At 69.6% G+C, this 23,999-nt stretch carries 22 protein-coding genes; 12 read left to right on the top strand and 10 right to left on the bottom strand.

The features are described from left to right. Nucleotides 1–239: 239 nt before the first annotated feature. Entirely contained in the window at nt 240–965 is a 726-nt protein-coding gene (locus tag OG787_RS08115; RefSeq protein ID WP_405534700.1) for an ATP-binding protein, read from the bottom strand. 363 nt (nt 966–1,328) lie between these two features. On the opposite strand from OG787_RS08115, the gene OG787_RS08110 reads away from it, so the two are divergent. From OG787_RS08110 to OG787_RS08085, 6 genes are all read left to right on the top strand, one after another. Beyond that, nucleotides 1,329–1,736, top strand: a complete 408-nt coding sequence (locus OG787_RS08110; RefSeq protein WP_405534699.1) for a hypothetical protein — start codon at nt 1,329–1,331, stop codon at nt 1,734–1,736. Beyond that, nucleotides 1,708–2,232 (top strand): DUF6879 family protein, encoded by a 525-nt coding sequence (locus OG787_RS08105; RefSeq protein WP_405534698.1) that lies wholly within the window; start codon nt 1,708–1,710, stop codon nt 2,230–2,232. Before OG787_RS08110 ends, OG787_RS08105 begins: the two co-directional genes overlap by 29 nt. A gap of 7 nt (nt 2,233–2,239) precedes the next feature. Continuing rightward, a complete protein-coding gene (locus OG787_RS08100; RefSeq protein ID WP_405534697.1) occupies nt 2,240–3,094 on the top strand; it encodes a helix-turn-helix domain-containing protein in 855 nt (284 codons plus the stop codon). 9 nt (nt 3,095–3,103) lie between these two features. Further along, the gene (locus OG787_RS08095; RefSeq protein ID WP_405534696.1) at nt 3,104–3,286 is read left to right on the top strand and encodes a DUF397 domain-containing protein; all 183 of its coding nucleotides are present in this window, start codon (nt 3,104–3,106) and stop codon (nt 3,284–3,286) included. Between the two features lie 368 nt (nt 3,287–3,654). Further along, nucleotides 3,655–4,662 carry an RNA-binding protein gene (locus OG787_RS08090; protein ID WP_405534695.1) on the top strand — a complete coding sequence of 336 codons (1,008 nt, stop codon included), beginning with the start codon at nt 3,655–3,657 and terminating at the stop codon, nt 4,660–4,662. A 146-nt stretch (nt 4,663–4,808) separates the two neighbouring features. Continuing rightward, nucleotides 4,809–5,063, top strand: coding sequence for a hypothetical protein (locus OG787_RS08085; protein ID WP_405534694.1), 255 nt, complete (start codon nt 4,809–4,811; stop codon nt 5,061–5,063). A 2-nt stretch (nt 5,064–5,065) separates the two neighbouring features. Here the strand turns inward: OG787_RS08085 and OG787_RS08080 are convergent, their stop codons facing one another. Beyond that, a complete protein-coding gene (locus OG787_RS08080; RefSeq protein WP_405534693.1) occupies nt 5,066–5,698 on the bottom strand; it encodes a DUF2461 family protein in 633 nt (210 codons plus the stop codon). A 265-nt stretch (nt 5,699–5,963) separates the two neighbouring features. On the opposite strand from OG787_RS08080, the gene OG787_RS08075 reads away from it, so the two are divergent. Continuing rightward, entirely contained in the window at nt 5,964–6,650 is a 687-nt protein-coding gene (locus tag OG787_RS08075; protein WP_405540452.1) for a DUF317 domain-containing protein, read from the top strand. Nucleotides 6,651–6,727: 77 nt separating this feature from the next. Here the strand turns inward: OG787_RS08075 and OG787_RS08070 are convergent, their stop codons facing one another. The 4 genes from OG787_RS08070 to OG787_RS08055 all read right to left on the bottom strand — a co-directional run bounded on the left by OG787_RS08070 (nt 6,728) and on the right by OG787_RS08055 (nt 11,413). Continuing rightward, nucleotides 6,728–8,437, bottom strand: a complete 1,710-nt coding sequence (locus tag OG787_RS08070) for a relaxase/mobilization nuclease domain-containing protein (protein ID WP_405534692.1) — start codon at nt 8,435–8,437, stop codon at nt 6,728–6,730. Further along, nucleotides 8,434–8,775 carry a plasmid mobilization relaxosome protein MobC gene (locus tag OG787_RS08065; protein ID WP_405534691.1) on the bottom strand — a complete coding sequence of 114 codons (342 nt, stop codon included), beginning with the start codon at nt 8,773–8,775 and terminating at the stop codon, nt 8,434–8,436. Before OG787_RS08065 ends, OG787_RS08070 begins: the two co-directional genes overlap by 4 nt. Before the next feature lie 1,016 nt (nt 8,776–9,791). Continuing rightward, nucleotides 9,792–10,496: an ATP-binding protein gene (locus OG787_RS08060; protein WP_405540451.1), complete on the bottom strand. Its 705-nt coding sequence runs from the start codon at nt 10,494–10,496 to the stop codon at nt 9,792–9,794. Beyond that, a complete protein-coding gene (locus tag OG787_RS08055) occupies nt 10,493–11,413 on the bottom strand; it encodes a hypothetical protein (RefSeq protein ID WP_405534690.1) in 921 nt (306 codons plus the stop codon). Before OG787_RS08055 ends, OG787_RS08060 begins: the two co-directional genes overlap by 4 nt. 512 nt (nt 11,414–11,925) lie before the next feature. On the opposite strand from OG787_RS08055, the gene OG787_RS08050 reads away from it, so the two are divergent. From OG787_RS08050 to OG787_RS08040, 3 genes are all read left to right on the top strand, one after another. After that, a complete protein-coding gene (locus OG787_RS08050; RefSeq protein WP_405534689.1) occupies nt 11,926–12,183 on the top strand; it encodes a helix-turn-helix domain-containing protein in 258 nt (85 codons plus the stop codon). A 232-nt stretch (nt 12,184–12,415) separates the two neighbouring features. After that, entirely contained in the window at nt 12,416–12,739 is a 324-nt protein-coding gene (locus tag OG787_RS08045; RefSeq protein WP_405534688.1) for a helix-turn-helix transcriptional regulator, read from the top strand. Between the two features lie 45 nt (nt 12,740–12,784). Further along, nucleotides 12,785–14,011 carry a tyrosine-type recombinase/integrase gene (locus OG787_RS08040; RefSeq protein ID WP_405534687.1) on the top strand — a complete coding sequence of 409 codons (1,227 nt, stop codon included), beginning with the start codon at nt 12,785–12,787 and terminating at the stop codon, nt 14,009–14,011. Nucleotides 14,012–14,297: 286 nt separating this feature from the next. Here OG787_RS08040 and OG787_RS08035 read toward each other — a convergent pair whose 3' ends face one another. After that, complete coding sequence (locus OG787_RS08035) at nt 14,298–15,461, bottom strand: magnesium and cobalt transport protein CorA (protein ID WP_405534686.1); 1,164 nt, start codon at nt 15,459–15,461, stop codon at nt 14,298–14,300. A 154-nt stretch (nt 15,462–15,615) separates the two neighbouring features. On the opposite strand from OG787_RS08035, the gene OG787_RS08030 reads away from it, so the two are divergent. Continuing rightward, nucleotides 15,616–16,767, top strand: a complete 1,152-nt coding sequence (locus OG787_RS08030) for a winged helix DNA-binding domain-containing protein (protein WP_405534685.1) — start codon at nt 15,616–15,618, stop codon at nt 16,765–16,767. 361 nt (nt 16,768–17,128) lie between these two features. Here OG787_RS08030 and OG787_RS08025 read toward each other — a convergent pair whose 3' ends face one another. Further along, nucleotides 17,129–17,920 (bottom strand): serine protease, encoded by a 792-nt coding sequence (locus OG787_RS08025; protein WP_369030376.1) that lies wholly within the window; start codon nt 17,918–17,920, stop codon nt 17,129–17,131. A 259-nt stretch (nt 17,921–18,179) separates the two neighbouring features. Next, on the bottom strand, nt 18,180–21,005 hold the full coding sequence (locus OG787_RS08020; RefSeq protein ID WP_405534684.1) for an AAA family ATPase: 2,826 nt from the start codon (nt 21,003–21,005) through the stop codon (nt 18,180–18,182). Nucleotides 21,006–21,297: 292 nt separating this feature from the next. Between OG787_RS08020 and OG787_RS08015 the strand changes: the two genes are divergently transcribed. Continuing rightward, nucleotides 21,298–22,968: an AMP-binding protein gene (locus tag OG787_RS08015; protein ID WP_405534683.1), complete on the top strand. Its 1,671-nt coding sequence runs from the start codon at nt 21,298–21,300 to the stop codon at nt 22,966–22,968. Nucleotides 22,969–23,024: 56 nt separating this feature from the next. Here the strand turns inward: OG787_RS08015 and OG787_RS08010 are convergent, their stop codons facing one another. Next, nucleotides 23,025–23,987, bottom strand: a complete 963-nt coding sequence (locus OG787_RS08010) for a quinone oxidoreductase family protein (protein ID WP_405534682.1) — start codon at nt 23,985–23,987, stop codon at nt 23,025–23,027. Nucleotides 23,988–23,999: the final 12 nt, after the last annotated feature.

Genomic DNA, 23,999 nt, shown 5'->3' with positions numbered 1-23,999 from the left:
GGTGGGCCACTGGCCGATGGGGCGCGGCTGTGAGGGGGCGTTCGGCCGGCGGACGGCTCGCTCGCTCATCGTGTAGTGGAGCTGTTCAAGCCTGAACACGCACCACTGGCAGGCGGAAAGCGGGAAGGCCCTTCCTACCACCGTGATTTCGCCGATGTCCGCCACGGGAACGCCGGTCCGCTCGCACCTGAAGCAGCTTCCGTCCTGCCAGCCGAAGCGGCCCCACAGCTCACAAGGCTTCAATCCCATTCCGGCTCCTCCTCCGAGGTGTGAGGCAGAGGGATTCCACCGACGATGGGCACGAAGCGCACCGGCCGGGCGTGCCAGACGAACGTGTACGGCCCGGCCGAGAGAGGGAGTGCGAACTCCTCCCCGTTCTTCAGCGCCTCGGCGGGCTCCCGCCATCCGTCGGACAGCCAGTCCCAGACGTAGCCGACCAGCGAGGCGTTGATGGCCGAGGCGATGACGCGCATCTGGATGCGGGCCCAGCGGATCGCGCGGTCCGGTGTGGGCATGGCTGCGACCGCGAGCAGTTTGCCGTCCTCCTGACGCCACTCGCACCAGAACCCCGACTTCGGTACCACCGGCTCCGGTACGGCGATCGTGCACCACGTGAGGGTGCCGTCCTCGCTGGTACCCCAGTCCTCGGCGAGGGCCTCGACGATCAGCATGCCGCGACCGCTCTCCTCGTCGTCGGTCGGGCTCTTCACTTGAGGCCGGCCCGGAGTTCCGTCGGCTACTTCGATACGGACCTCGCCCCGCCAGTACGAGACGGAGAGGTTTACGTCGTCCGTCGTGCCGTACCGGATGGCGTTGGTGACCAGCTCGCTGATGAGCAGGCCGGCTGTGTCGATGCAGGAGCCGACCCCCCAAAGCCGGAGATGGGCGGCACTGATCCGGCGTAGTTGCCGCACCCGCTGCGGCGCGCGGGTGCAGGAGATGACGAAGCGAGCGGGCTGGTCCATGTCTCTCCCCGGACCGCGGACTTGCGGAACCCTTCCCTGCGGCGGAACAGCGCTGGCTATGCCGCCGGAAGCGCTCCGTAATCTCCCGCACGTCGCCTCGGGAGCGGTTGCACTCTGCAAGGCAAGGGCCATCGCTGTCCTCCGCAGGTCACGGGCAGGAAGGTTGCTCTCGGCACGGCACCTCGGGTGCGTTCGCCGACTTCCCCTGGTTGCTCGGGTTTCGAGACGACCGTAGAACGGGCGTCTCTCAACTCCCAAGTAGATTGCGCGAGTTTGCAGCAAGCCGATTGACGGCATGAAATGCCTCGAAGAATATCGAGGTGTCGCGCAAACCGGCGCAAGGCAGCGGACGGGAGAGCAGCCGTGAAGCTACGGTTCCTTGGTAAGAACTCCACCCCCGGAGACAGCCCCACCCTGTACGCCAGTGACGAGGACAGCTACGTCATCCAAGGCTGGAAGGTGTTCGCGAACGACTTGCTCATGCAACTCGACGTGCCCGAAGGCCAGACGGTGATCGAGGTACCGCCGGAGCTGTTCGAGCACCTGACGAACGACGGACACACGACCGGCGAGATCAAGCGCTTCACCGCCCCGATCATGCTCGTCACGGAGCAGGACACCTGCATCCTGCAAGGCCCGGAGATGATGGATCCCGAGGCTCTGAGCCAGATGCGGATGCCCGACTATGAGACCTGCATCGAGGTTCCCAAGTCCTCGATCACGGCCCTACTGGAGGAGAACAGTGGACCTGATCACCCCAGCCCAGCGTGACGAGCTGTTCAACAGCTTCGAACGCGACGCCTTCCACCTGGAGCTGAGGGACGACTACGGGTCTCCCGTCGAGGACACGCCCTACGCGCGGTGGCAGCGGGGCGAGCCCGACGACTACGCGTGGCTCACCCCCTGGATGGGGCTTATGAAGCGAGTTTCGGGCGAAGGGAAGACTGTCCGGCGCGTCCGTGTCGTCACGGAGCCGCACTCCCAGTACGTCGGCTGGGAGCACTCGTTGACCCACCTCAACCTGGAGGCCGGCGAGGACATCCGGTGGCTTCCGCGGCACCGGCTGCCGGATGGCATCACCTTCCCGGCCGATGGCAACGACTGGTGGCTGTACGACGATCGCCTCCTCGCCGTCGGCCACTTCGACCCGGAGGGCCGGGTGCTGGGGTCGGAAATCGTCGCCGACTCGGACACCGTGGCCGAGTGCGTCCGCGTGCGCGACCTTCTCTGGGACGCCGCCATCCCCCACGCCGAGTACAAGCTCTGACCGATCAGTGAATAACCAGGCTCAAGAAGCACGAGAGGCGCTGGGCGCCCGGCTGCGCGGATTCCGGAAGGACGCGGGGTTCGCGAGCGGCCGGGCGTTCGCCGTGGCCACGGGGTGGGCCGAGTCCAAGGTCTCCCGGCTGGAGAACGGCAAGCAGAACCCCAGCGAAGACGACATCCGTGTCTGGTGCATCAAGACCGAACGGCAAGAACACCTTGAGGACTTGATAGCCACGGTGCGCCACATCGACGAGCTTTGGCTTGAGTGGCGCCGGCAGTTCCAGACCGGGGTGGAACAACGCCAGCGCAAGGCACTGCCGGTCTACGCCAAGACCAAGGTCTTCCGTATCTGGCACCCGACACTCATATGGGGAACGCTCCAGACGGCGGACTACGCGGCCGAGACCTTCAGACACGTCGTCGACTACTTCGAGATCCCCGACGATGCGGAAGCCGCCACCGCCAAGCGCCTCGAACGCCAGCAATACCTGTACCAGGGCAATCGGATCTTCAACGTGGTCCTCGGCGAGCAGGCGCTCTACACCAACTTCGGCGGCCCGGAGGTGATGAAGGGCCAGCTCGACCGCTTGCTGGCGGTGATGCGGCTACCCAGGTTGAGCCTGGGCATCATCCCGCGATCCGCGCCCGTGGGCATCTGGCCCGGCAACTCCTTCTCGATGTTCGACGACAAGCTCGTCCTCGTCGAGACCTACTCGGCGGAGTTCTCCGTCACCCAGCCCCGCGAAATCGAGCTGTACACCAAGGCGTTCGCCCTCTTGAAGCAGTCAGCGGTCTACGGAACCGCAGTCCGAGACCTCATCCTCACAGCGATCCACCACTTCGATCAGATGCCGAACGATTAGGAGAACACCATGCAGCCCGCGACCCCGAACTGGCGTACCAGCTCCTACACAGGGACAGAGAACTGCGTTGAAGTGGCCGACAACGACCCGACGAAGGTGATGGTTCGGGACACGAAGGCGCGCGATCAGGGATACCTGGCCGTGGAGCGCGACAGCTGGACGGCATTCGTCGGGTACGCCATGCAGGGGTAGCGCAGTGTCGCCCCCCTGGAGCAAGGGCCACCATCTACGGAAAGGGGCGCGCTCCAGCTCATGCAACGGCTGGAGCGCTGGCGCCATCAGACGAAGGCGGTGTGGGTCGGTACGAGCCCGGCTGAAGGCCACCTGACGCGTGCGTGGGCTCGCCCTAGTGCGCTGGCCAGCATCGCCACGGCGTCCACCAGTTGCTACGGCGTCCCCGGGGCGGTCCATCTTTGTGTACGACCTCGCGGCTCCTGACATAGAGCATCGCTCTGACCAGGAAGTTTCGGACATGTCTCAGAGCGTGTCCCTATCCCGGTGTCTCAGCTCCCCTGGTATTTCCTCGGCGTGGTGTCGGGCCCGCGCGGAAGGATGAGGCCGTGCTGACCTACGTGTACCGCGTTACCAAGTACGACCCCGCCGACCGCGATGGACATGGCCGCTACACCGGTCCTGAGGACACTGTCAGCGACCACGGCGAGGTCGAGGCGGCCCATCTTCGGGCGGTCGCTGCCTTTGCTGCGGACACCGGCATCGATCACCTAGTCGTACGCGAACCGCAGGTTCCCTCCCTCGCGCACTTCGGAGTTGAGCCTCCGGTGGACAGTTTCGGGCTGGCACAGCTCTTCCCGCCCGGCCAAGCCGGTTTCCACGACGGGGCACCGGTGCTGCTCGATTTCGCGCTGGAGCTTGTGCGGGTCATGCTGCGCGACAGCGGGGCCTGGTGCCGACTGGAGGTGGAGAACACGTTCGCGGTCCACGTAGGGTGGGACCAGTACCTCTACATCAGCAGCAGCCGGCCTTGCGAGGAAGCACTGGCCCGCACCCGCGAGCTCGGACTGTTCCCGGAACGCCTGCACGCCTCCCCGTACGCCTTCGAGACCGAGGAGGAAAAGCAGGTCATCCAGCGGCCCGGCGATGACGACTTCTGGGCCGACCTGCACAGGGCAGTCGTCACCGGACGTGCAGGAATCCTGGAAGAGACGTATCTCGAAGGTGCCTCACGATGGCACCACCTCACCAGCGACACCATCGACCCCGTTCGCGTTGGACTGGCCCCCCGGGCCCGTCTCTCCGTCTGGCCGTCCCTGTCCACCGACATCGACGCCGTCCTGAGAACCCTGCCCGCTGATGGCCTCATCGAAGGCGTGTGGCAGGACGATGACGGCAACATCCGCAGCGCTATCGCCGACGAGAACGAGTTCCCCGAACTGACCGCCCGGATATCCCGTGCCCATGCCGCCGCGCTCCTGTCTGTGTATGCGGGCGAACGTGTGCCCCTGTGCACTGCCGTCATGCCCGACAACGACGGAGTCCTCCGGGCCCGTTGGCGAACCGAGCCGACGCCAAGCGACCGCGACTGGGCACTTCGTCAGCCCAAAGGGTGAGCGCTCCTGTCCCTGCTGAGGCCGCTCCGGACGGGCAGATCGCTGACCTGCGGTGTCTCACGGCCCGCTGTCACCCGGGACGGAGGTGCGGTCGGCTGTGTGGGGGTGCCGTACGGCGGGAAACGCGGAGGTCGTTCTGCCGCCGGATGCTCGACCGCAGCATCACGCTGCGCGGGGGCGTCGCCCCGGTCCGCGCCTGCAGTCCCGAACTCTTGCCGGATGCGCTCTGCGGGGGCCTCGATCCCGGGCCCGTCTTCGACGGTGCCGTCTCCCTGGCCGAGGTGCCGGACGGTTATCGGGCGATGGACGACCGGTCGGCGCTGAAAGTGCGCATCACCGTCAGAGTGCGGGGGCCGGCGGCACGGGTGTGGTTCCTCCCGTGCCGCCTGGCGCCCTCGTGATGTCAGGCGGCGCGCTTCACGTGGCGGACCAGCCACATCAGCAGGGCGTCCAGGTCGGCGGCGGCCGAGAGGACCCGGTCGACCGCCTCGGGGGTGTGCAGCCACTCCTCGCAGCCGAGGGGACGGGCGGCTATCAGCGAACGGTGGCGCAGCAGGTTCGTACGGGAGTGGTCGGTCGGATAGCCGCGCGGGGGGCGTTTCATCATGTCCCCGGAGATGTCGTAGCCCTTCTTCCGCACGTCCTCGACGATGGCGGACAGTTCGCGGCCGCTCCCCTCGGAGGCCACGGCTTTGCGGAACATGTCCACCTGGCCGGGATCGGGGTACCACCAGGCGCCCTGGATCTGCAGGCCGTCCAGGGCGAACCGGAGATTGATCTCGATCTTGCGGCCGAGTCGGATCACCGCGCTCTGGTGCTGCCACCACCAGGAGTCGGTGCGGTAGTGCCAGACGGAGAAGTCCTCGTACCGGGGGTCGGTGTCCGCGACCTCGTTGAGCAGGGCGATCATCGGCTGCCGGACCAGGCGTTCGCGGTCCGCGCGATAGCGCTCGCGGGTCGCGTGGGTCGGTTCGCCCTGGAGCTGCCACAACACGTCCATGGCCTGCTCCGGCCAGCCGGTGAACTGTCCGCGCATGCGCGCAGGTTAGCTCACCTGTGATCCGCGCGCGCCGAGAGTGAGACGGGCAGGGAGGCGTACCCCAGACAAGGTGGGAGGTCACCAGTTCGCCGGAGGCAGACAGGGAAGATCCCCGAGACGACTGGTGCGTTGCTGGAAGAGCTGTCAACGTGGATGACCTTCCGAATCCCCAGGTCAACGACGGCCAATGCCCGTCCCCCGAGCCCACGGAGGCGCCCTGCACCACCTCACCCATCCCTCCCGTCCCGACTCGCCGGACCCGGTGTACTGGGTCACCCCACGTCACCTGGCCGGTGATGATGACGCGCTCGCCGAGCGGATCGGCGACACGCTGGCCGGCCTTGGCTGGCGCATGTGGCCAACTGCCCGCCACACCCTGCTCTACGTGAGTCGGGACGAACTGCGCGGTGCCGAATGGATTCTCGCGGCCTATCCGTTCGAGCTGGGTGGGCTGCCCGTAGCCTGGCAGCTGAGCGTCCGCCCGCACGTCCACTCCGCGATGACTGAGTGGAACGCGTATTTCACCACCGGTGTCCCGTACGAAGCGCTCGCCGATCTCCTCTTCGCGATTGACGCCCGCGAGGCGCCCGACGTTGGCTTCACGGAGCCTGAGATGGTTCTCAACGCGCTCGGGGCCCGAGGTTGGATCCGCGACGTGGACCGGCCCACCACCACTGCCATGGACCCCGGCTTCGCCTCCAGCGTCTCCCTGGAGATGGTGCCGCCACTCATCCAGGACGCCGACCCACGTCCTGATCTGCTGGGCTGGCAGGCGTGGGCAGAACCCGTCGTCGGCGCCCCGTACCTATGGTGCGCCAGCTTCAGCGCCAGCGTCCCGTATGACCTGGTCGCCGCGTTCGCCTCCTCCCTCGCATCATCTGTTCCGGTGCCGCGCCGCACCTTGCCCAGGAGTACGGAGGGCCAGCTCACCGTTGTCCGCCGCAGCTGACGATCCCGGGCTCCCAGGTGGAGGCTGTGGTTCTGATCGTGGCCTCTGCTATTCGCCGCACCGGCGCATGCGCTGCATCACCGCGTCTTGCCGGGCAGGTCGTCTCGGTTCGGGATGGGTGAGACAGCGCGCCCGTTGCCCCTGGCCGCAGCTGGGGTGTGGCCGGGCATCGTGGTGGCGTCGGCGGGCAGGTTGGCCAGGCGGCGCAGGCGCCACACCAGCACGTCGCTGATCGAGTCGGCAGTGCCCAGCTCCCGCCGTCCGGCAGCCTCCCTCAGCAGCGCGGACGGGTCGTGGCCGGCATTCTCGGTATCGGCCAGGGTGGCCGCCAGGGCGTGCCAGCCCGGCTCGGCCAGGATCTGCTCGGCGAGCTCAGGCACGGCCGCCCGCAGATGGGCGGCCTGCTTCTGGCGCAGGGGCTGGGACAGGCGCCGCCCTCGCAGGTACAGCACCCCCAACGGGGCGCCGGCGGTGGCCTTGTAGGCGGTGCGTAGGTGTTCGGCGGCCTCGCGGGCTGCGGCGGCCTGCTGGGCATGCTCCTTCTTCGCATGCCAGTGGGCGGCGGCGGTGACGAGGAAGAACAGCATGTCGATCGCCATCGCGGTTGTGGCGCCGTCTTCTCCGCGGCCGAGCGCGGGCCCGCTGTAGACGAGGTCGCGGGCGGCCTGGCGCAGGGCCCGGTCGTGCCCGCGCTCGGCCTGGATGTGGGAGCGAGTGGCCCGCTCGAACACGAAGGCCGCCTCCCGTAGTTCGGTGCGGGTGTGTGCGGCTGAGGTTGTGGCGAGCGCGTCTAGGACCTCCCCGGCCGCCGCAATGTGCGCGGCCACCAGGCTGTCCTCACCGTGGTCGATGATCAGGAGCGCTTGCCACGCTGCGGTGGCCGTACTCCGCCGCGCGGCGGCCGGACCGGCGGACTCAGGGGAAGGCGCCCTCAGGCTGGGGGAGTCGCTGTCGCCGGAGAAGCGCTTGCGGATACGAGGCAGGGACAGGTCCGGGGAGAGGGTGGAGCCCGCGTAGAACACCGGCTCTTTCTCGCCGTTGCGGTTGTCCGGTAGGGCGACCTTGTAGCCGAGAAGGTCGCCGGACGGCGCGACGCGCTTACGGATCAGCAGACCGGCGGCGGCCAGTCGGTCGAAGAACTCCTCCTCGCTCGCTGCTCCCGCCACTGCCCGCCGTACGTTTTCCCGCAACTCCTCGCGGGCGGCTCGCTCCCTGCCTTCTCGTTCCGCCTTGTGGAGTTCGGCGCTGGTGGGGCGCTTGGCGGCGGTGCCGTCCCCGGGCGGTACGCGACGCAGCCCGTAGTCGGCTTCGATGCGGCGGCATTCGGCCTGGGCGCGGCGGGCCTCGTTGTGGCGGCGGGGGCGGCGGCCGTCGTCCCGGACGAGGGTGGCGATGATGTGGATGTGGTCGTGGGCATGGCGGACGGCTGCCCACCGGCAGGCTTGTTCGTCGCCGTCGGGGGCGATGCCGGTGGCGGCGACCATGCGGCGGGCGATGGCGGCCCAGTCCTCGTCGGACAGGATCGGGTCCTCGGGGGCGGCCCGCACCGACAGGTGCCACACATGCTTCTCGGGACGCTTGCTGGCCGGCAGGGCGTTGACGGGCTGGTCGAGCAGGTGCTCAAGCTGCTCGTAGGTGGCCTTCGGGTCGCGGCCGGGGTCGGGGGTGAGCGGGTCGAAGGCGGCCACCAGGTGCGGGTCGATGTGCACTTCGTCGGTGCCGGGGCCGTAGAGGTAGTTGATGAGCCCGATGGTCTCGCTGCCGGTCTTGTGGATGCTGGGGATCACGCAGGGGCACCGCCGTCGCGGTGGGCGAGCAGGGCATCGGCGGCTTCCTCCATACGGCGGGCGGCGCTGCGGACGGCCTCGGCCGAGGCATCCAGGTGTGGTGCGTCGGCGCCGGAGTTGAGGACCTTGGCGACCTGGTTGAACAGTCCGTGGATGCGGCCCAGGTGCCGGCGGGCGGCGAACAGCTCGTCGATGACCTCCCGTTCGGTGGCGATCTCGGCGGCGGTGCGGGTCAGGTCGCGGGCGGCTTTGTCGACGGCGTAGGCGAGGAAGGCGGCGTTGGACATCTGGCAGTGGGCGGCGGCGTCGGTGAAACGCTTGAGTTCGTTGTCGTTCATGCGACAGCTGGGCTGGTGCACACGCTTGCGCGACTTCGGTTGACGCGCGCGCTGACGTCTCTTCGCGAGGGGCTCGGCCTGCCGGTTTCCTCCCAGCTGCGGTCCGCCCTCGGTCGCTGCCTGACGGTCCGGTGCCCCCTGGCGCCGGGCTGCTCCCGCCACCCCTGGGGCGGGAACTCCGGGAGCATTGCTCCCGGTACAACTTGCTGTGCGGTTGTCTGGGGCAGTGTTCGCCTCCTGCTGTGCGGTGGGGCGTTCGTGGTGCCGGTTGCGCATGCTCGGTTCTCCGTGGGGTCTGCGTGATGAGGGGCGGTCGTGCTGTTTTGGCAGAGCGGGCCGTCGTATCGGGCGGGTGAGGAGCGTGGACCGTGCCGGAGCTGCTCTCGACCGGTCGCCGGAGAGGTTCGGGACCGTGGGTCGGCGGGGACCAGCGGACGGGGCTCATTCGGGCCCGGTCCCCGAAGCGATGTGATCCACGGTCCCCGGATCGTTGGGGACCACGCTGCGACGTTTGTTGGGGACGGTCCCCCTGACGTCGAGTCAGGGGGACCGTCCCCGTCCCCGTGTCGTCGCACGCGACGGTCCCCAAGGTGCCAGGGCCGGTTGCGGGACCGGTCCCCGCCGTCGGGGACCGCTGTGGGGACCGGCCTCATAGCGCCCTGAGCAGGGGTTTCCCAGAGTGAACCGGTCCCGTCCCGCCACTGTCGATGCCGGTCCCCGACGGCACTGTTGTAGCGGTCCCCGGCTTCGTCCTTCTCGGTCCCGGTGGACGCTCTTGCGCTGCTCCGCGCGGGACGGTCCCCGTCTCGATCCTGGTCTTGGGGAACGTCCGGGACCGAGGCCCGGTCCCCGATCTCGTTGTGCTCGGTCCCCGGTCCGGCATGGTGCTCGTCGGCACGGTCCCCGTTCGCCGCGCACGGCCGGCCGGGGACCGACGGATGTCTGAGCGGGGCGGTGCCACGTCGCTGCCCGACGATGCGAGGTGGAGGGGGAGGTGGAAAGGACGCGCGGGCCGGTCAGACGGCGGGCGCGGTGCGGCGCCGTCGGTCGGGGCCGGTGAGGACGACGCGTTCGGTCATCTCGGCGAGGCGGGAGGTGACGCGGTCACCGAGCGCGGTGCGCAGCTCAGGGATCGGCAGGTTGGTGGTGATGAGGGTGGGGAGCATGTGCTCGTACCGGTGGTTGATCAGCCGGTAGGTGAGCTCCTCGGTCCACTCGCTGGTCTTGGCCGCGCCGAGGTCGTCCAGGAGGAGCAGCGGGCAGCGGGCCAGCGTCTGCAGGTCGCGTTCGGCGTCGTGGCCGGCGCGGGGGCGCAGGCGGGCGTAGAGGTCGGCGGTGGTGGTGGCTTCCCAGCGCAGCCGGACGCCTCGGCTCAGGAGGGCGCGGACGGCGCCGTACGCCTGGTAGGTCTTGCCGGTGCCGGTGGGGCCGGCGATCAGCAGCGACGGGCCTTCGGCGATGCCCGGTCCGCCGGGGCCGGGGCGTCCTGCTCCAGAGATCTGGTCGGCCCAGGCGGTGATCTGGGGGTGGTCGGCCAGGGCGCGGCGGTAGCGGGCGGGGATGCGGGCGTCCGCGAGTTCCAGGGCGGTGACGGGCTCGGTCGGCGGCTCCTCGGCAGCAGCGGCGGCGGTGGTGTCGATACCGCGGCCGGCCAGGATGCTGTTGAGTCGGTTGGCGAGCGGGCCGACGCACTGGGGTTCGCGGGTGAGGGTGGCGATCAGAGCTCATCTCCGTAGGCGGCGGCGACATCGGTGGGGTTGGTCCACGCCTGGTGCACGGCAGGGGCGTTGGGCGTGGCGTTCATGACCTCGTTCACGAGGCTGGGCAGGGAGCTGGGGTGCATGCCCTTGACCCGGTGACGTTCGAGCGCGGCCCGGAGGTGGGCGGGAGCGACGCCCTCGTCGAGCAGCTTGCGCACCTGCCGGCCCAGATGGCCCAGGAAGTCGCCCGGCGGGCGGTGGTTGCACGCCGCGACGTACTCGGTGATGAGCTGCTGCGCCGAGACCGTGTCGGGCGCTGGGGCGCTTGCGCCCCCCGAAGGAGTACTTCCTAGATCCATGATCCTAGGTCCTAGATCCGGGCAGTGAGGCTTCACCGACGACTCCGGGAGTCCTCCGTGAGCCCTCACGGAGGACTGCGTGAATCCTTCCTGACCTGGAGCTTCGTCATCGGTGCCCGGATTCGGTGCAGGATCGCGCATCTCCGGTGTGCCTTCACGGAGGGCTCCGGGAGGCAGCGGTGAGGACTCCGTGAAGCCGACTCTTGTGACGCTCGGCGCGGCTCCGGCCCGAGCGTCGTGGTGCGGGCAGCTGGGGAGGCGGCTCACGCTGGGCCGGTTGATCTTCTGATGCTGGTGCCAGGTGACGATGTGCAGGTAGCGCTTGTCGTCCGGCCCCGTGTAGCGGCAGATCAGCCCGGCGTCGGAGAGCTGGGCGAGGTCTGTCTCGACGTCGGACGGGGTGTGCTCGGGGCGCAGGACCCACAGCTGTCCGGCGATGATCGCGGCGTGGTCGCGGTGGCGGCCCTGGTCGTCGGCCTGGGGGAGCAGGCCGAGGAAGGTGCGCTCCGCGGTCAGGGTGACGGCGGCCAGGGATTCGGAGACGAAGGCTTCGGGCTTGATGGTGCGGATTCGTGCCAAGAGGGGCGGGTCCTCACTCGGTTGCAGGTGGGCAGGAGCCCACGGCTCACCGTCGATCGGCGGTACGGGCGTACGGGGTGGGGGAGTTGACCGGCCGGCGGCACGGGGCGCGCTGATGGCCGCTCGCACTTTCCGGGGGTGTCGTCAACATAGCCACACCCAGTTCGCACAAGTCCAGCCCCATCCCGCGCAATCTCTTACGGCAGAAAGGCAGCCGTAAAGGCAGGCGGTAGAGGGCGGTGGGAAAACGGTAAGGCACGATCGCCGGTTGACCAAATAGTTGTGCCGGTTTCCGAGCCAGAAGCATCACAGCGGGAAGCCGTTGACGTGTCGGCGACGGGCAAGCTACAACACAACACCCCATGTCGCAGCAGTCGCTGAGCGGCGATCGGTGCGACGGCTCTCGGGTCATGTCAGCGCGGGGAACCGCTCCGCATGCGGACAACGCGGGGGGAACATAGACCACGATCGCCGGTTAACCAAACCGGCGAATGGACGCTACAACTGGAGCCATGCCCGCACGCTCATTGGAAATCGGTCCCGCAGGAATGCGGGCGGCCCGCACCATCGAAATACTCCGCACCGAACGTGGCTTGTCGCAACGCCAACTCGCCCGCCACGTCACCGCACTTGGCCACCCGATGTCCAACACCATGCTGTCTCGCATCGAACGCGCTCAGCGATGGTGCGACATCGACGACCTCGTGGCTCTCGCAGAGGCACTGCACGTCGCACCCCCAGTGCTCCTCGGAGACCTCGCACTCGTCTGACCTGTCCCCGGAGCTGTTTTCACAGTCCGGGGACCGTCGGTGAGCGCTTGCCCCGGGCCGTACGGCTCGTACTCGCTGGGGCATATAGCACGAGATCCCCGGTTACCGAAACCGGGGATCCTCCGCACCATTGATGGTGTTCGCCGACCGCGCTCGCCAGAGAGCGCCCCTTTCCAATGTCGCGCCGCCTGGCAGACCACACACCCCCGCGCCACGCACACGGAGGCCAACTATGCCTGCACGTCTGCCTTCTGCTCCGAAGCCGAGTTCTATCCAAGTTCCGGATGCCACCCCCACAATGCGCCAGGCATTCCTGAGCGTGAAAGAAGCCGCCGAATACCTCGGCTTGTCCCCGCACACCCTCTACGTGTGGCGGCATCGCCGAAACGGCCCGCCCAGTTTCCGGATGGGGCCGCGTGGCCGCGTCATGTACCGGATAGAAGCGCTCGACGCCTGGATTCGAGAACAGGAGCGCGCCGACTCGCGCTCCAACACGACTCTGAGCCCATTGGGCGCCGCACCGCAGAAACGCTCGGACTACGCCACGGGCGCCTGACCTGGCTGACTCCCACCGCACGCAACCTGCCATCGAGGGAAGTATTTGGCCGGCTACATAGAAGACCGTTGGATCAAGAAAAAGAAGGACCCCGACACCGGCAAGCGGGAACGCACCGCCCGCTACGGCAAGGGCTCCAGGTACCGGGTCGCCGGCATCCCCGGTGTCCGGGACAAGTCGTTCGACGTGCTCGAAGACGCCAAGGCGTGGCTGCGCAGGGCCGGCACCGACAGCGAACGCGGCGAGTTCGTCGATCCCCGCGACGGCTCCATCACGCTGGACGACTACGTAACACGCTTCTGGCAGACGGGAGTTCGCGGTGCGCCCGGCACGGTCAAACGCATCGACGAACGCGTCCGCCTCCACATCCAGCCTCAGTTGGGCACCGTCGCCCTGCGCGACATCAGCCCGGCAGTACTCCGCGGATACATAGCCACGCTGGAGAGCGAGCTCTCACCGCGATACGCCCGGCAGATCCTCGGAACGCTCTCGAACATCTTCGAGACCGCCATCGACGACAAGCGCTTGGTGCGCAACCCGATGCGGGCCAAGTCCGTGCGCTGGCCCAAGGCACCGGAGGACCAGAGGGAAGCCTGGCCCCTGGAGACCGCGCAGCGCGTACGGGAGGCGATCAACGCGCGGTACCGCATCGCCGTCGTGCTTGCGCTGGGCTGCGGGCTGCGGCAGGGCGAGGTCTTCGGGTTGTCGCCGGAGGACGTCGACTTCGCTCGTGGAGTCCTGCGCATCCGCCGGCAGGTCCAACTCCTCGGCGGGCGGCTGTACTTCACCCTGCCGAAGGGCGGCAAGACCCGCGTCGTCGACATGCCTCCGTCGGTCGCGGCGGCCCTGGCCCAGTACTTCATGGAGTACCCGGCGGTCGAGGTGGAGCTGCCGTGGGGCGGCCCGGAGCCCGAACGGGAGACGAAGCAGTTCCCGCTCGTCATCACCACGACGTACGGAAACGCCCTGCGCGCGAACATCTTCAACGTCGATGTGTGGAAGCCAGCTCTGGCAGCCGTCGGCATCATCCCCCTGCGGGAGAAGGGCGAGCGGTGGAAGGTGTCCCGCAAGGACGGCTTTCACGTGCTTCGGCACACGTACGCCTCGGTCATCCTCGAAGCGGGCGAGTCCGTCGTCACCCTGGCCCGCTGGCTCGGCCATTCGAGCCCGACCATCACCCTGGACTACTACGCCCACTTCATGCCGGAGGCCGGCGGCAAGGGGCGCGGTGCCATCGACGCTCTGCTCGGCCAGCCTGCACTGGCTGCGTAGCCGTCCGCTCCACACGACCCACGAAACGGGTGGGCACAGCGATCTGCTGTGCCCACCCGTTTCGGCGTTCCTCAAGGGAAGTTCGCTACTCTCCGTGCCGATCAGTGCTCCCGGCCTGCGCTTCAACGGCGAGGCTCCCGCAGGTCAACGCACTCGATCGCAGGAGACCGCCCAGATCGGAGCGCGGCTCATTCTCCCCAGATTCTCCCCAGCGGCCTCGAATGCGTCGGCAGAGCCTGCGATCCGGGCCGCGCCCACTCACGGGAGCGCCTCCCAGGGCGATTACTCAGAGCCAGTCTTTCCGCTTGAAGATGACGTACAAACTGGTGCATACGACCGCCATCAGCAGGATCGCGAACGGATACCCGAGCACCCAGTGCAACTCCGGCATCCGATCGAAGTTCATCCCGTAGATCGTCCCGACCAGCGTCGGAGCGAAAAGAATCGCCGCCCACGACGAGATCTTCTTGATCTCCTCGTTCTGCTCGAACCCCGCCTCCGCCAACGCCCGCATCTCCGCGTTCTGTTGCTGGGTCACCAGGGTGGCGTTGACCGTCAGGATGTCCGCCAGGGCCTGGCGGAAGCCGTCGACGCGTTCGCTGGTGTGGGTGACGTGGTCGGCCACATCCCTCAGGTAGCGCTGGAGTTCCTCGTCCGTGCCGTACTTCGCGAAGCCCGCCATCAGGCTGTGCAGCATGCCGACCAGGGGGCGGGTCGCGCGCTGGAACTCGACCATCTCGCGGGAGAGTTCGTAGATACGGCGGGAGACCTCCGGGTCGCCCCGGAAGACCTCCGTCTCGATCTCGTCGATGTCGTTCTGGACGCCCTCGACGACCGGCGCGTAACCGTCGACCACCGCGTCCAGGATCGCGTACAGCACCGCCTCCGGGCCCAGCTTCAGCAGCTCCGGGGTCTCCTCCATACGGCGGCGTACGGCCGACAGGTCAGGGGCCGCGCCATGGCGGACCGTGATCAGGAAGTCGGCGCCGACGAACACGTGCAGCTCGCCGAAGTCGACCTCCTCGGCCGCGTCCAGATAGCGCGCGGCGCTCAGGACGACGAAGAGCGTGTCGCCGTACCGCTCCAGCTTCGGGCGCTGATGCGCCTCCATCGCGTCCTCGACGGCGAGCGGATGCAGGTCGAACTCGTCGGCCAGGGTGAGGAGTTCGGCCTCCGTGGGGCGGGCCAGGCCGATCCACGCCATGCCGTCCGGCTCGTCGCGCAGCTCGCGGAAGGTCTCCGCGAGGGTGCTGGGCGTCGAGACGCGTACGCCGTCGCGGTAGAGGGCCGCGTGCACGATGCTGTCGGTCGGTTCGGCCGGTGCCGGGGGCGGTGCGTCGGTCCGGGGGACGGCGGGCTTCGCGGGCGGCGCGGAGGGCGGCGTCAGGGCGCGTCGCCAGGCCGGCTTCCGTCCGTTCTTCGAGGCTGGGCGGGCACGTCGCTCGGACATCGCGGCTGGCTCCCGTCTCGACGGTGCTCGAACATGCGTTCAGGTGCGGCTGAGTCGATCACGGAGCAGGATATACGGGTCAAATGACATGGGCCTCGGGTTCGGTAAGGAATGCGGACAGTAGCTGTCCGCAAGTAGGGCTAGCGTGCGGAACATGACGAAGACGACCTCGGCAACCGGCACCACGGCGAGCCCCTCGGCCACCGCGGCTCCCGTCCTCGGCCCCCGCGCCCTCAACCGCGCCACCCTCGCCCGGCAGCTGCTCCTTGCCAGGTCGCCGATGTCCGCCAAGGACGCCCTTACCCACCTCCTCGGTCTCCAGGCGCAGAACGTGAAGCCCCCGTACTACGCGCTCGCCGCCCGCCTCGACGGCTTCGACCCCGAGGAACTCTCCCGGCTGATGGCCGAGCGCGAGGCCGTCCGGATCGTCACCATGCGCTCGACCATCCACACCCACACCGCCGACGACTGCCTCACCCTGCGCCCGCTCGTCCAGCCCGCCCGGGACCGCGAACTCACCTACTTCCGCAAGGGACTTGTGGGCGTCGACCTCGACCGGCTCGCCACCCTCGCGCGTGACCTCGTCGAGACCGAGCCGCGCACGATGAAGCAGCTGCGCGAGGCGCTCCTCGTCGAGTGGCCCGATGCCGACCCGCAGTCCCTGAGCGTCGCCGCCCGCTGCCGGCTCCCGCTCGTCCAGGTCACCCCACGCGGGCTCTGGGGCCACAGCGGCCAGGTCGCCCTCACCACCGCCGAACACTGGCTCGGCCGCCGGGCCGAACCGGACCCCGACCCGGCATCGACGATCGACGCGACCGTGCTCCGCTACCTCGCCGCCTTCGGCCCCGCCTCCGTCAAGGACATGCAGACCTGGGCCGGCCTCACCCGGCTGCGCGCGGCCTTCGAACGCCTGCGCCCGCAGCTCCTCACCTTCCGGGACGAGCACGGCACCGAGCTGTTCGACCTGCCCGACGCTCCCCGCCCCGACCCGGACACCCCGGCCCCGCCGCGCTTCCTGCCCGAGTTCGACAACCTGCTCCTCTCGCACGCCGACCGCACCCGTCTCGTCCCCGCCGACCTCAAGGGCCGTACGTGGACGGGCAATCAGGCGCACTGCGTCCTGCTCGTCGACGGCCTCGTCGCGGGCCTGTGGCGCCTCGCGGACGGCACGCTCACCGTCGAGCCCTTCGGCAGCCTCACAAAGGGCGTGCGGGCGGCGGTGGTTGAGGAAGGCGAGCGGATGCTCGGGACACTGCACGCGGGGACGGCGTACGACATCCGGTTCGGCACCGTCCTACGAGGATGAGAGCGAACCGGAGACACGAACCGGAGAAGCGGACCGGAGAAGCGAACCGGAGACACGAACCGGAGAAGCGGACCGGAGAAGCGGACCGGAGAAGCGGACCGGAGAAGCGGACCGGAGAAGCGGACCGGAGAAGCGGACCGGAGAAGCGGACCGGAGAAGCGGACCGGAGAAGCGGACCGGAGAAGCGGACCGGAGAAGCGGACCGGAGAAGCGGACCGGAGAAGCGGACCGGAGACATGGATAGGGGGCGCTGCGGACCGCTCGTGGCCGGTCCGCAACGCCCCCTGGCATTCACCTGAGGGGTGCTCAGGAGACTGTGGTGGCTGTACCAGTGGCTATACCGCTGGTGTCGCTCCGCTGGTTACGACGCGACCTGCGTCGCCACCAGGCTGGAGAAGGTGGTCAGCCGGGTGTAGACCCCGGGGTAGCCGGCTTCCGCGCAGCCCTCTCCCCAGGAAGTGATGCCTGCCAGGACGCCGCCGATCATCAGCGGGCCGCCGCTGTCGCCCTGGCAGGTGTCGACGCCACCGGAGGTGTATCCGGCGCAGACCATGTCGCTCGCGATGTAGCTGGAGCCGTACGAGCTGGTGCAGCTGGCGTTGGAGACGGTCGGGACCGTCGCCGTGCGCAGCTGGTTGGAGGAGCTGCCACCCGCGGAGGTGGTGCCCCAGCCGATGATGCGGGCGGTGGTGCCGGCCGCGTACACGCCCGTCTGGGACGAGGTGACGTACGACGCCGTGGTGTACGGCATCGAGGTGGCGAGGGTCAGCACGGCCACGTCGTCGCCCTCGGTGGCGTCGACGTAGCTCGGGTGGATCCAGATCTTGGTGACCCGGCTGACGGTGCCGTTGGTGCCGTTGCGGTAGGTGCGGCCGCCGACGACTCTCACGCTGCTCGTGGTCTCGTCGACCATACAGTGGGCGGCGGTCACGACCTTGGTGGCCGAGACGAGGGTGCCACCGCAGAACTGGTTCTGCGAGGAGTCCGTGATCTGCATGACGTAGGGGTACGTCGCGGCGGTGGTCGTGGTTCCGCCCACGATGGGCTGGGGGGCGGCGACGGCGCCGGGGGCGGCGATCAACGCGGTCGTGGCGGCGGCGGCGATGGCCGTCAGCACGGCGGCGGCCTTCTTGGCACGAGCGAGCCCGAACATGGGTTCTCCTCTTGGGGAATTGCCGGTGGGGGGACGCGCGGGTGTGGGGGGTGGTGCACGGGGCGGTGGTGCTGCCCCGTGTGCCCGGCGTTGCGGCACATCCACAAGGTAGGAGCCGGATAAGGGCCTCCCCAATGAGGGAACCCCCTAGGGGAGTTGGGGGAGGGAAAACCCTCGGTCGTACGGGGTCGACAGCGCGGTACGGTGAGAGCGCAAGGATGGATCCCGCGCAGGAGCAGCCGTACCTGGTATGTGTGCGTTACTTGGTGTGGCGTCCCGCCGCCAGCCTGACGATGTCCACCCGAGACCGGATCCCCAGCTTCCGGTACACCCGGGTGAGCGTCGCCTCGACCGTCTTGACGCTGATGAACAGGCGTCCGGCGATCTCGCGGTTGGTCGCACCCTCCATCACGAGCGCCGCGACCTGACGTTCCATCGCGGCGAGCCCGTCGAGCGCGGCGACGGCCTGCGGCTGCTGTACGAGGGGCTGCGGCGCGGGGTTGGGCACGGTGGCCGCGTCCACCCGGCGCAGCCAGGGCAGCGCACGGGAGCGTCTGAACAGCCGTGCGGCCTCGTCGTACGACGTCGGGGCAGGTGTCGGCCCGGGGGGACCTGTGCGCAGCTCGGCGAGGGCGAGCGCGGCGCGCGCCTCCTCAAGTCCATAGCCCAGCTTGGCCAGTCGGTCCTGCGCGGACGTCAACTGGGCGAGCGCCGCGTCGTGTTCGCCGCGCGCGGCACGCACCAGCGCCTCGGCCCGGTCGAGCACCGCGAGCACGCTCTCGCGCCCCAGCCGCAGTGCGTGGGCCCGCGACACGTCGATGACCTCCTGCGCCTCGTCGATCTCGCCGACGCGTACGAGCGCCTCCGCGAGGTCGCCCTGCCAGCGCCCGCGCGCCGGGTCGTCGACGCCGAGATCGTGTTCCAACTCCCGCGCCCGGCGCAGCGACTGGACCGCGCCGGGCGCGTCCCCGGCCACCAACCGGGCGTATCCCAGGGCGGCTTGGGCCCGGGACAGATAGATCAGGTCGCCGTTCTCCTCGGCCTGCTCGACCGACTCCCGGGCCAGCGCCAGCGCCCGGTCCACGTCCCCGCCGGACGCCTCGGCCAGCGCGGCGAGCATCGCGGAGGCGACCTCGCCGATGCCGGTGTCCCGGGCCAGCCGCAGGCTCTCCCGGGCCAGGTCGAGCGCCCGGCCGCAGTGCCCGCAGCGCAGTTCGGTCTCGGCGAGGCCGCGCAGGAAGTGGACCTCGCTCTCGACCGATCCGCGCCGGCGCACCTCGCGCAGCAGGGTGGTGATGGTGGCCCGCGCCTCGGGCAGCTGGTCGCTCATGATCAGCCAGCGGAACCGGGTCGAGCCGATGCCGTTGTGATGGACCGTCACCTCCGGGTCCTGGGGCTCCTTCAGCGCGCGTTTGATGGTCGCGGGCGCGTCCGGGTGGCCCATCAGGGTCTCGGTCTGGGCCTGGAAGGAGAGCGACATCAGCTCCGTGTGCCGGTCGCCGCCGCGCGCGGCCAGCTCCGCCGCGCGTGCCGCCTCCGCACGGCACTCGGCGAAGTCGCCCTCCACGAGCACCGCCCGCCAGGCCAGTTGGTAGTGGATCAGGGCGAGCAGCCGAGGGTCGTCGCCGGCGTCGGCCAGCGCCTGCGGGAAGACGGAGTCGACCTCCGTCATGGCGTGGCCCGCCGTGTCGATCACGATCATCCAGGCCCGCACCCGCTCGTCGGGCACGGCCGTCCCGTCGAGCACCTGACGGGCGATGTCCCGCGCGAGATCGAGGTCACCGGAGGTGATCGCGTCCTCGGCGGCCCGCAGCCGGTGCTCGTCCGGGCTCGGCACGCTGTCGGCCGGCATGTGCCGCACGGCGAGCTGACCGAGCGCGGCCGCCACCGACGGCGCACCGCGGTCCCGGGCCAGCGCGGCGGCCTCCGCGAGCCGGGCGGCCACCTCCGGATCCGTGCCCTCGGTGGCCAGGGCGAGGTGCCGGGCCCGCTCGATGGGGTCGGAGGCGGCCGTGGACAGCGCGGCGTGCGCGGCCCGGCGCTCCTGGGCGCTCGCCTCGGCGTACAGCGCGGCCGAGACGAGGGGATGCGCGAACCGTACGGCCGGACCCTCGGGCTCGGTGGCCAGCAGTCCGAGGGCGGCGGCCTGGGCGGTCTCGGCCTCGGCGTTCTCCCGGCCCGCCTCGTGCAGCAGGGCCAGGGTGGGACGGGCGCCGGCGCTCACCACGAGGAGGGTGCGGCGGGCGTCGTCCGACAGCATCTCCAGACGGCTGAGGACCAGCGCGCGCAGCGAGGTCGGCACCGGCAGGGGTTCGCCCGGACGCGGGGGAGTGGGGCTCTCGGCGAGGGCCCGGCCCAGTTCGAGGGCGTACAGCGGATTGCCCGCGCTGGTGCGGTGGATCTCCCGCACGGTCGAACGCGGGAGGCCGCCGTAGCCCCGGTGTTCGAGGAGCGCGGCCACCTGGGAGTGGGTCAGCGGGTTGACCCGGACGGCGAGGGTGTCGGGTGTGGACGCGCGTAGATAGCGGTCGTACTCCTGGCCGTCCGACCGGCCGGCGAACACCATGCGGACGGGGTCGTCGCCCAGGCGGCGGGCGGCGAAGCCGAGCAGTTCGGTGCTGGCGGTGTCCAGCCACTGGAGGTCGTCGGCGACGACGAGGACGGGGCCCTTGGCGGCCAGCGCGCGCAGTGCGGACAGCACGGCCAGCCGCAACGCGAGGCCGTCGCGCTGGAGCGTGGACTCGCCGCGGCCGGTGAGCGCCGCCTCCAGAGCGACACGCTGGGCGACGGGCAGCTGGGCGGACACCTCGTCGAGGGCGAGGCCGAGAAGGTCGGCGAGTGCGAGGAAGGGGAGATGCGATTCGGACTCGGTGGCGGAGCAGCGCAACACGGTTCGTGCCGATTCGCCGTATTCCGCGGCCAATGTCCGCAAGACGGTGGACTTTCCTATTCCGGCGGGTCCGTGCAGCAGTACGCTGCCGCCCCGCGAAAGCTGCTCGCGGGCCGCGATGAGTGCCTCGTCCCGGCCTATGAGCAGGTCAGAGCGGCATCGGCCAGACTCCTGGAAGTCCCGTCGCACGGTCACCGCTCCCCTCCTGTGTCGTGTGGGCCCCAATATTAGGCAACAGATCTTTGAATTTCGGACCGGCGGTGTGGTGAGCCGAATAACAGGACGGTAGCGGCATGGGGAAATTCAAGTCACTTGTGAATGAATACGCCCTATGCGTGTGCGGAGCGTGACGAGATTCTTCGCCGATCGCAAGTCGTTGCCCGATCGGACGTGGCGCTCACCCCCGTTCAGGGGTAGGGAGACCTGCGACACGGATTACACGATGCCGGGGAGTCGCCCGGCGACGGTCCGGGATCGAGGAGGACTGATGACGACGGTGACCGAGCGCTTCCGCGAGGCACGGGACTTTCTGCTGGCCCACCGCGAGGACTACGCCACCGCCTACGAGGGTTTCCGCTGGCCCCGCCCCGAGCGCTTCAACTGGGCCCTGGACTGGTTCGACGTCATCGCGGACGGGAACGACCGCACCGCCCTGCACGTCGTCGAGGAGGACGGCTCCGAGACCAAGCTGTCCTTCGCCGAACTGTCCGCCCGCTCCGACCGGGTCGCGGGCTGGCTGCGCGGGCGCGGGGTCCGCCCCGAGGACCGGCTCCTCGTCATGCTCGGCAACCAGGCCGAACTGTGGGAGACGGCCCTCGCCGCGATGAAGCTCGGCGCCGTCGTCATCCCCGCCACACCCCTGCTCGGCCCCGCCGATCTGCGCGACCGCGTGGACCGCGGCCGGGTCGCCCATGTCCTGGTCCGTGCCGAGGACACCGGCAAGTTCGACGAGGTGCCCGGCGACTACACCCGGATCGCGGCGGGCGGCGCCCCCGAGGGCTGGCAGCCGTACGAGGACGCGTACGACGCCCCCGCGGAGTTCACGCCGGACGGGCCGACCCACTGCGACGACCCCCTGATGCTCTACTTCACCTCGGGCACGACCGCCCGCCCCAAACTGGTCGAGCACACCCATGCGTCGTACCCCATCGGGCACTTGGCGACCATGTACTGGATCGGCCTCAAGCCCGGCGACGTGCATCTGAACATCTCCTCGCCCGGCTGGGCCAAGCACGCCTGGTCCAATCTCTTCGCGCCCTGGAACGCCGAGGCGACCGTCTTCATCCACAACTACACCCGCTTCGACCCGGCCCGGCTGATGGCGGAGATGGACCGCGCGGGCGTCACCTCCTTCTGCGCCCCGCCGACCGTCTGGCGCATGCTCATCCAGGCCGACCTGACCCAGCTGCGCACTCCGCCGCGCGAGGCCGTGGCCGCCGGGGAGCCGCTCAACCCCGAGGTCATCGAACAGGTGCGCCGCTCCTGGGGTGTCACGATCCGGGACGGCTTCGGCCAGACGGAGACCGCCGTCCAGGTCTCCAACAGCCCTGGCCAGCCCCTGAAGACGGGCTCCATGGGCCGCCCGAGCCCCGGCTACAAGGTCGTCCTCCTCGACCCGGTCTCGGGTGAACCGGGCGCGGACGAGGGCGAGATCGCGCTCGACCTCGCCACCCGTCCGGTCGGTGTGATGACCGGCTACCACGGCGACGCCGACCTCACGGCGGAGGCGATGGCCGGCGGCTTCTACCGCACCGGGGACATCGGTTCGCGCGACGAGGACGGCTACATCACGTACGTCGGCCGGGCCGACGACGTCTTCAAGGCATCCGACTACAAGATCTCCCCCTTCGAGCTGGAGAGCGCGCTCCTTGAGCACGAGGCGGTGGCGGAGGCTGCCGTGGTCCCCGCGCCGGACGAACTGCGCCTGGCCGTACCGAAGGCGTACATCGTGCTCGCGGCGGGCTGGGAGCCGGGACCCGACACCGCGAAGGTGCTGTTCGAGCACAGCCGCGAGGTCCTCGCCCCCTACAAGCGCCTGCGCCGCCTGGAGTTCGCCGACCTCCCCAAGACGGTCTCCGGCAAGATCCGCCGGATCGAACTGCGCGAGGCGACGGCGGCGGGCTCGGCGGACGAGTACCGGGAGGAGGACTTCCGGTGAGTTCGGTGAGTTCCTGCACCCGAGGGACCGGCGCGCTCGTCATCCGAGGTCCACCGTCATGTCGGCAGCAGCACGAGTGAACCGGCTGTGGCGCGGGACTCGATCGCCCGATGGGCCTGTGCCGCGTCGGACAAGGCGTAGGTGCCACCGAACCGTATGCGCAGTATGTCCTCGGATATCGCGCTGAAGACCTCGTTCGCGCGCCACAGCACCTCGGCGCGGGTACGGACGAAGTGCGGCAGCACCGGCCGGGTCAGGACCAGCGAACCCAGTTCGGCGAGACGTTGCGGATCGAACGGCGGTACTCGGCCGCTCGCGGAGCCGAACAACGCGAGGGTGCCCCGCGGCCGGAGCGAGGCGAGGCTCGACTCGAAGGTGGCGGCGCCGACGCCGTCGTAGACGGCGGAGACACCTTCGCCGTCCGTCAGTTCCCGGACCCGAGCGGCGAGTTCGTCGCCGTAACGCAGCACGTGCCCGGCCCCGGCCTCCCGGGCGAGCTTCTCCTTCTCGTCGGTGGACACGGTGGTGATCACCTCGGCGCCTCGCGCCGCGGCCCATTGCACCAGAAGCTGGCCCATACCGCCGGCGCCCGCGTGGATCAGGATCGGGTCTCCCGGCGTCGGCCGGTACACCGACTCCAGGAGGTAGTGCGCGGTCATTCCCTGCAACAACGCGCCACCGGCGACCTGCCAGTCGATCCCGTCGGGCACCGGCACGCACTGGTCGGCCGGCACGGCCACGAGTTCGGCATAGCTGGCCCTGCCGTACGCCCAGGCCACCCGGTCCCCGACGGCGACCTCGGCTCCCTCGCACACAGCCACGACCTCGCCTGCTCCTTCGAGGCCCGGAACGGGGAGTTCGGCGGGATACTCCCCTCGGCGCACGTACACGTCGCGGTAGTTCACGCCGATCGCCCTGGTCCGCACCAGCACCTCGCCCGGCCCGGGAACCGGGTCCGGCATCCGGCGGTAACGGAGAGCATCCGGGCCGCCGGGCTCGGTCACCACTACTGCGTGCACGAGGTCTCCCTT

It is taken from the genome of Streptomyces sp. NBC_00075 (assembly GCF_045041225.1).
Lineage (GTDB): Bacteria > Actinomycetota > Actinomycetes > Streptomycetales > Streptomycetaceae > Streptomyces > Streptomyces adonidis.
The sequence above is the reverse complement of the archived record's forward strand: the minus strand, read 5'-3'. Positions and strand labels throughout refer to the sequence as shown.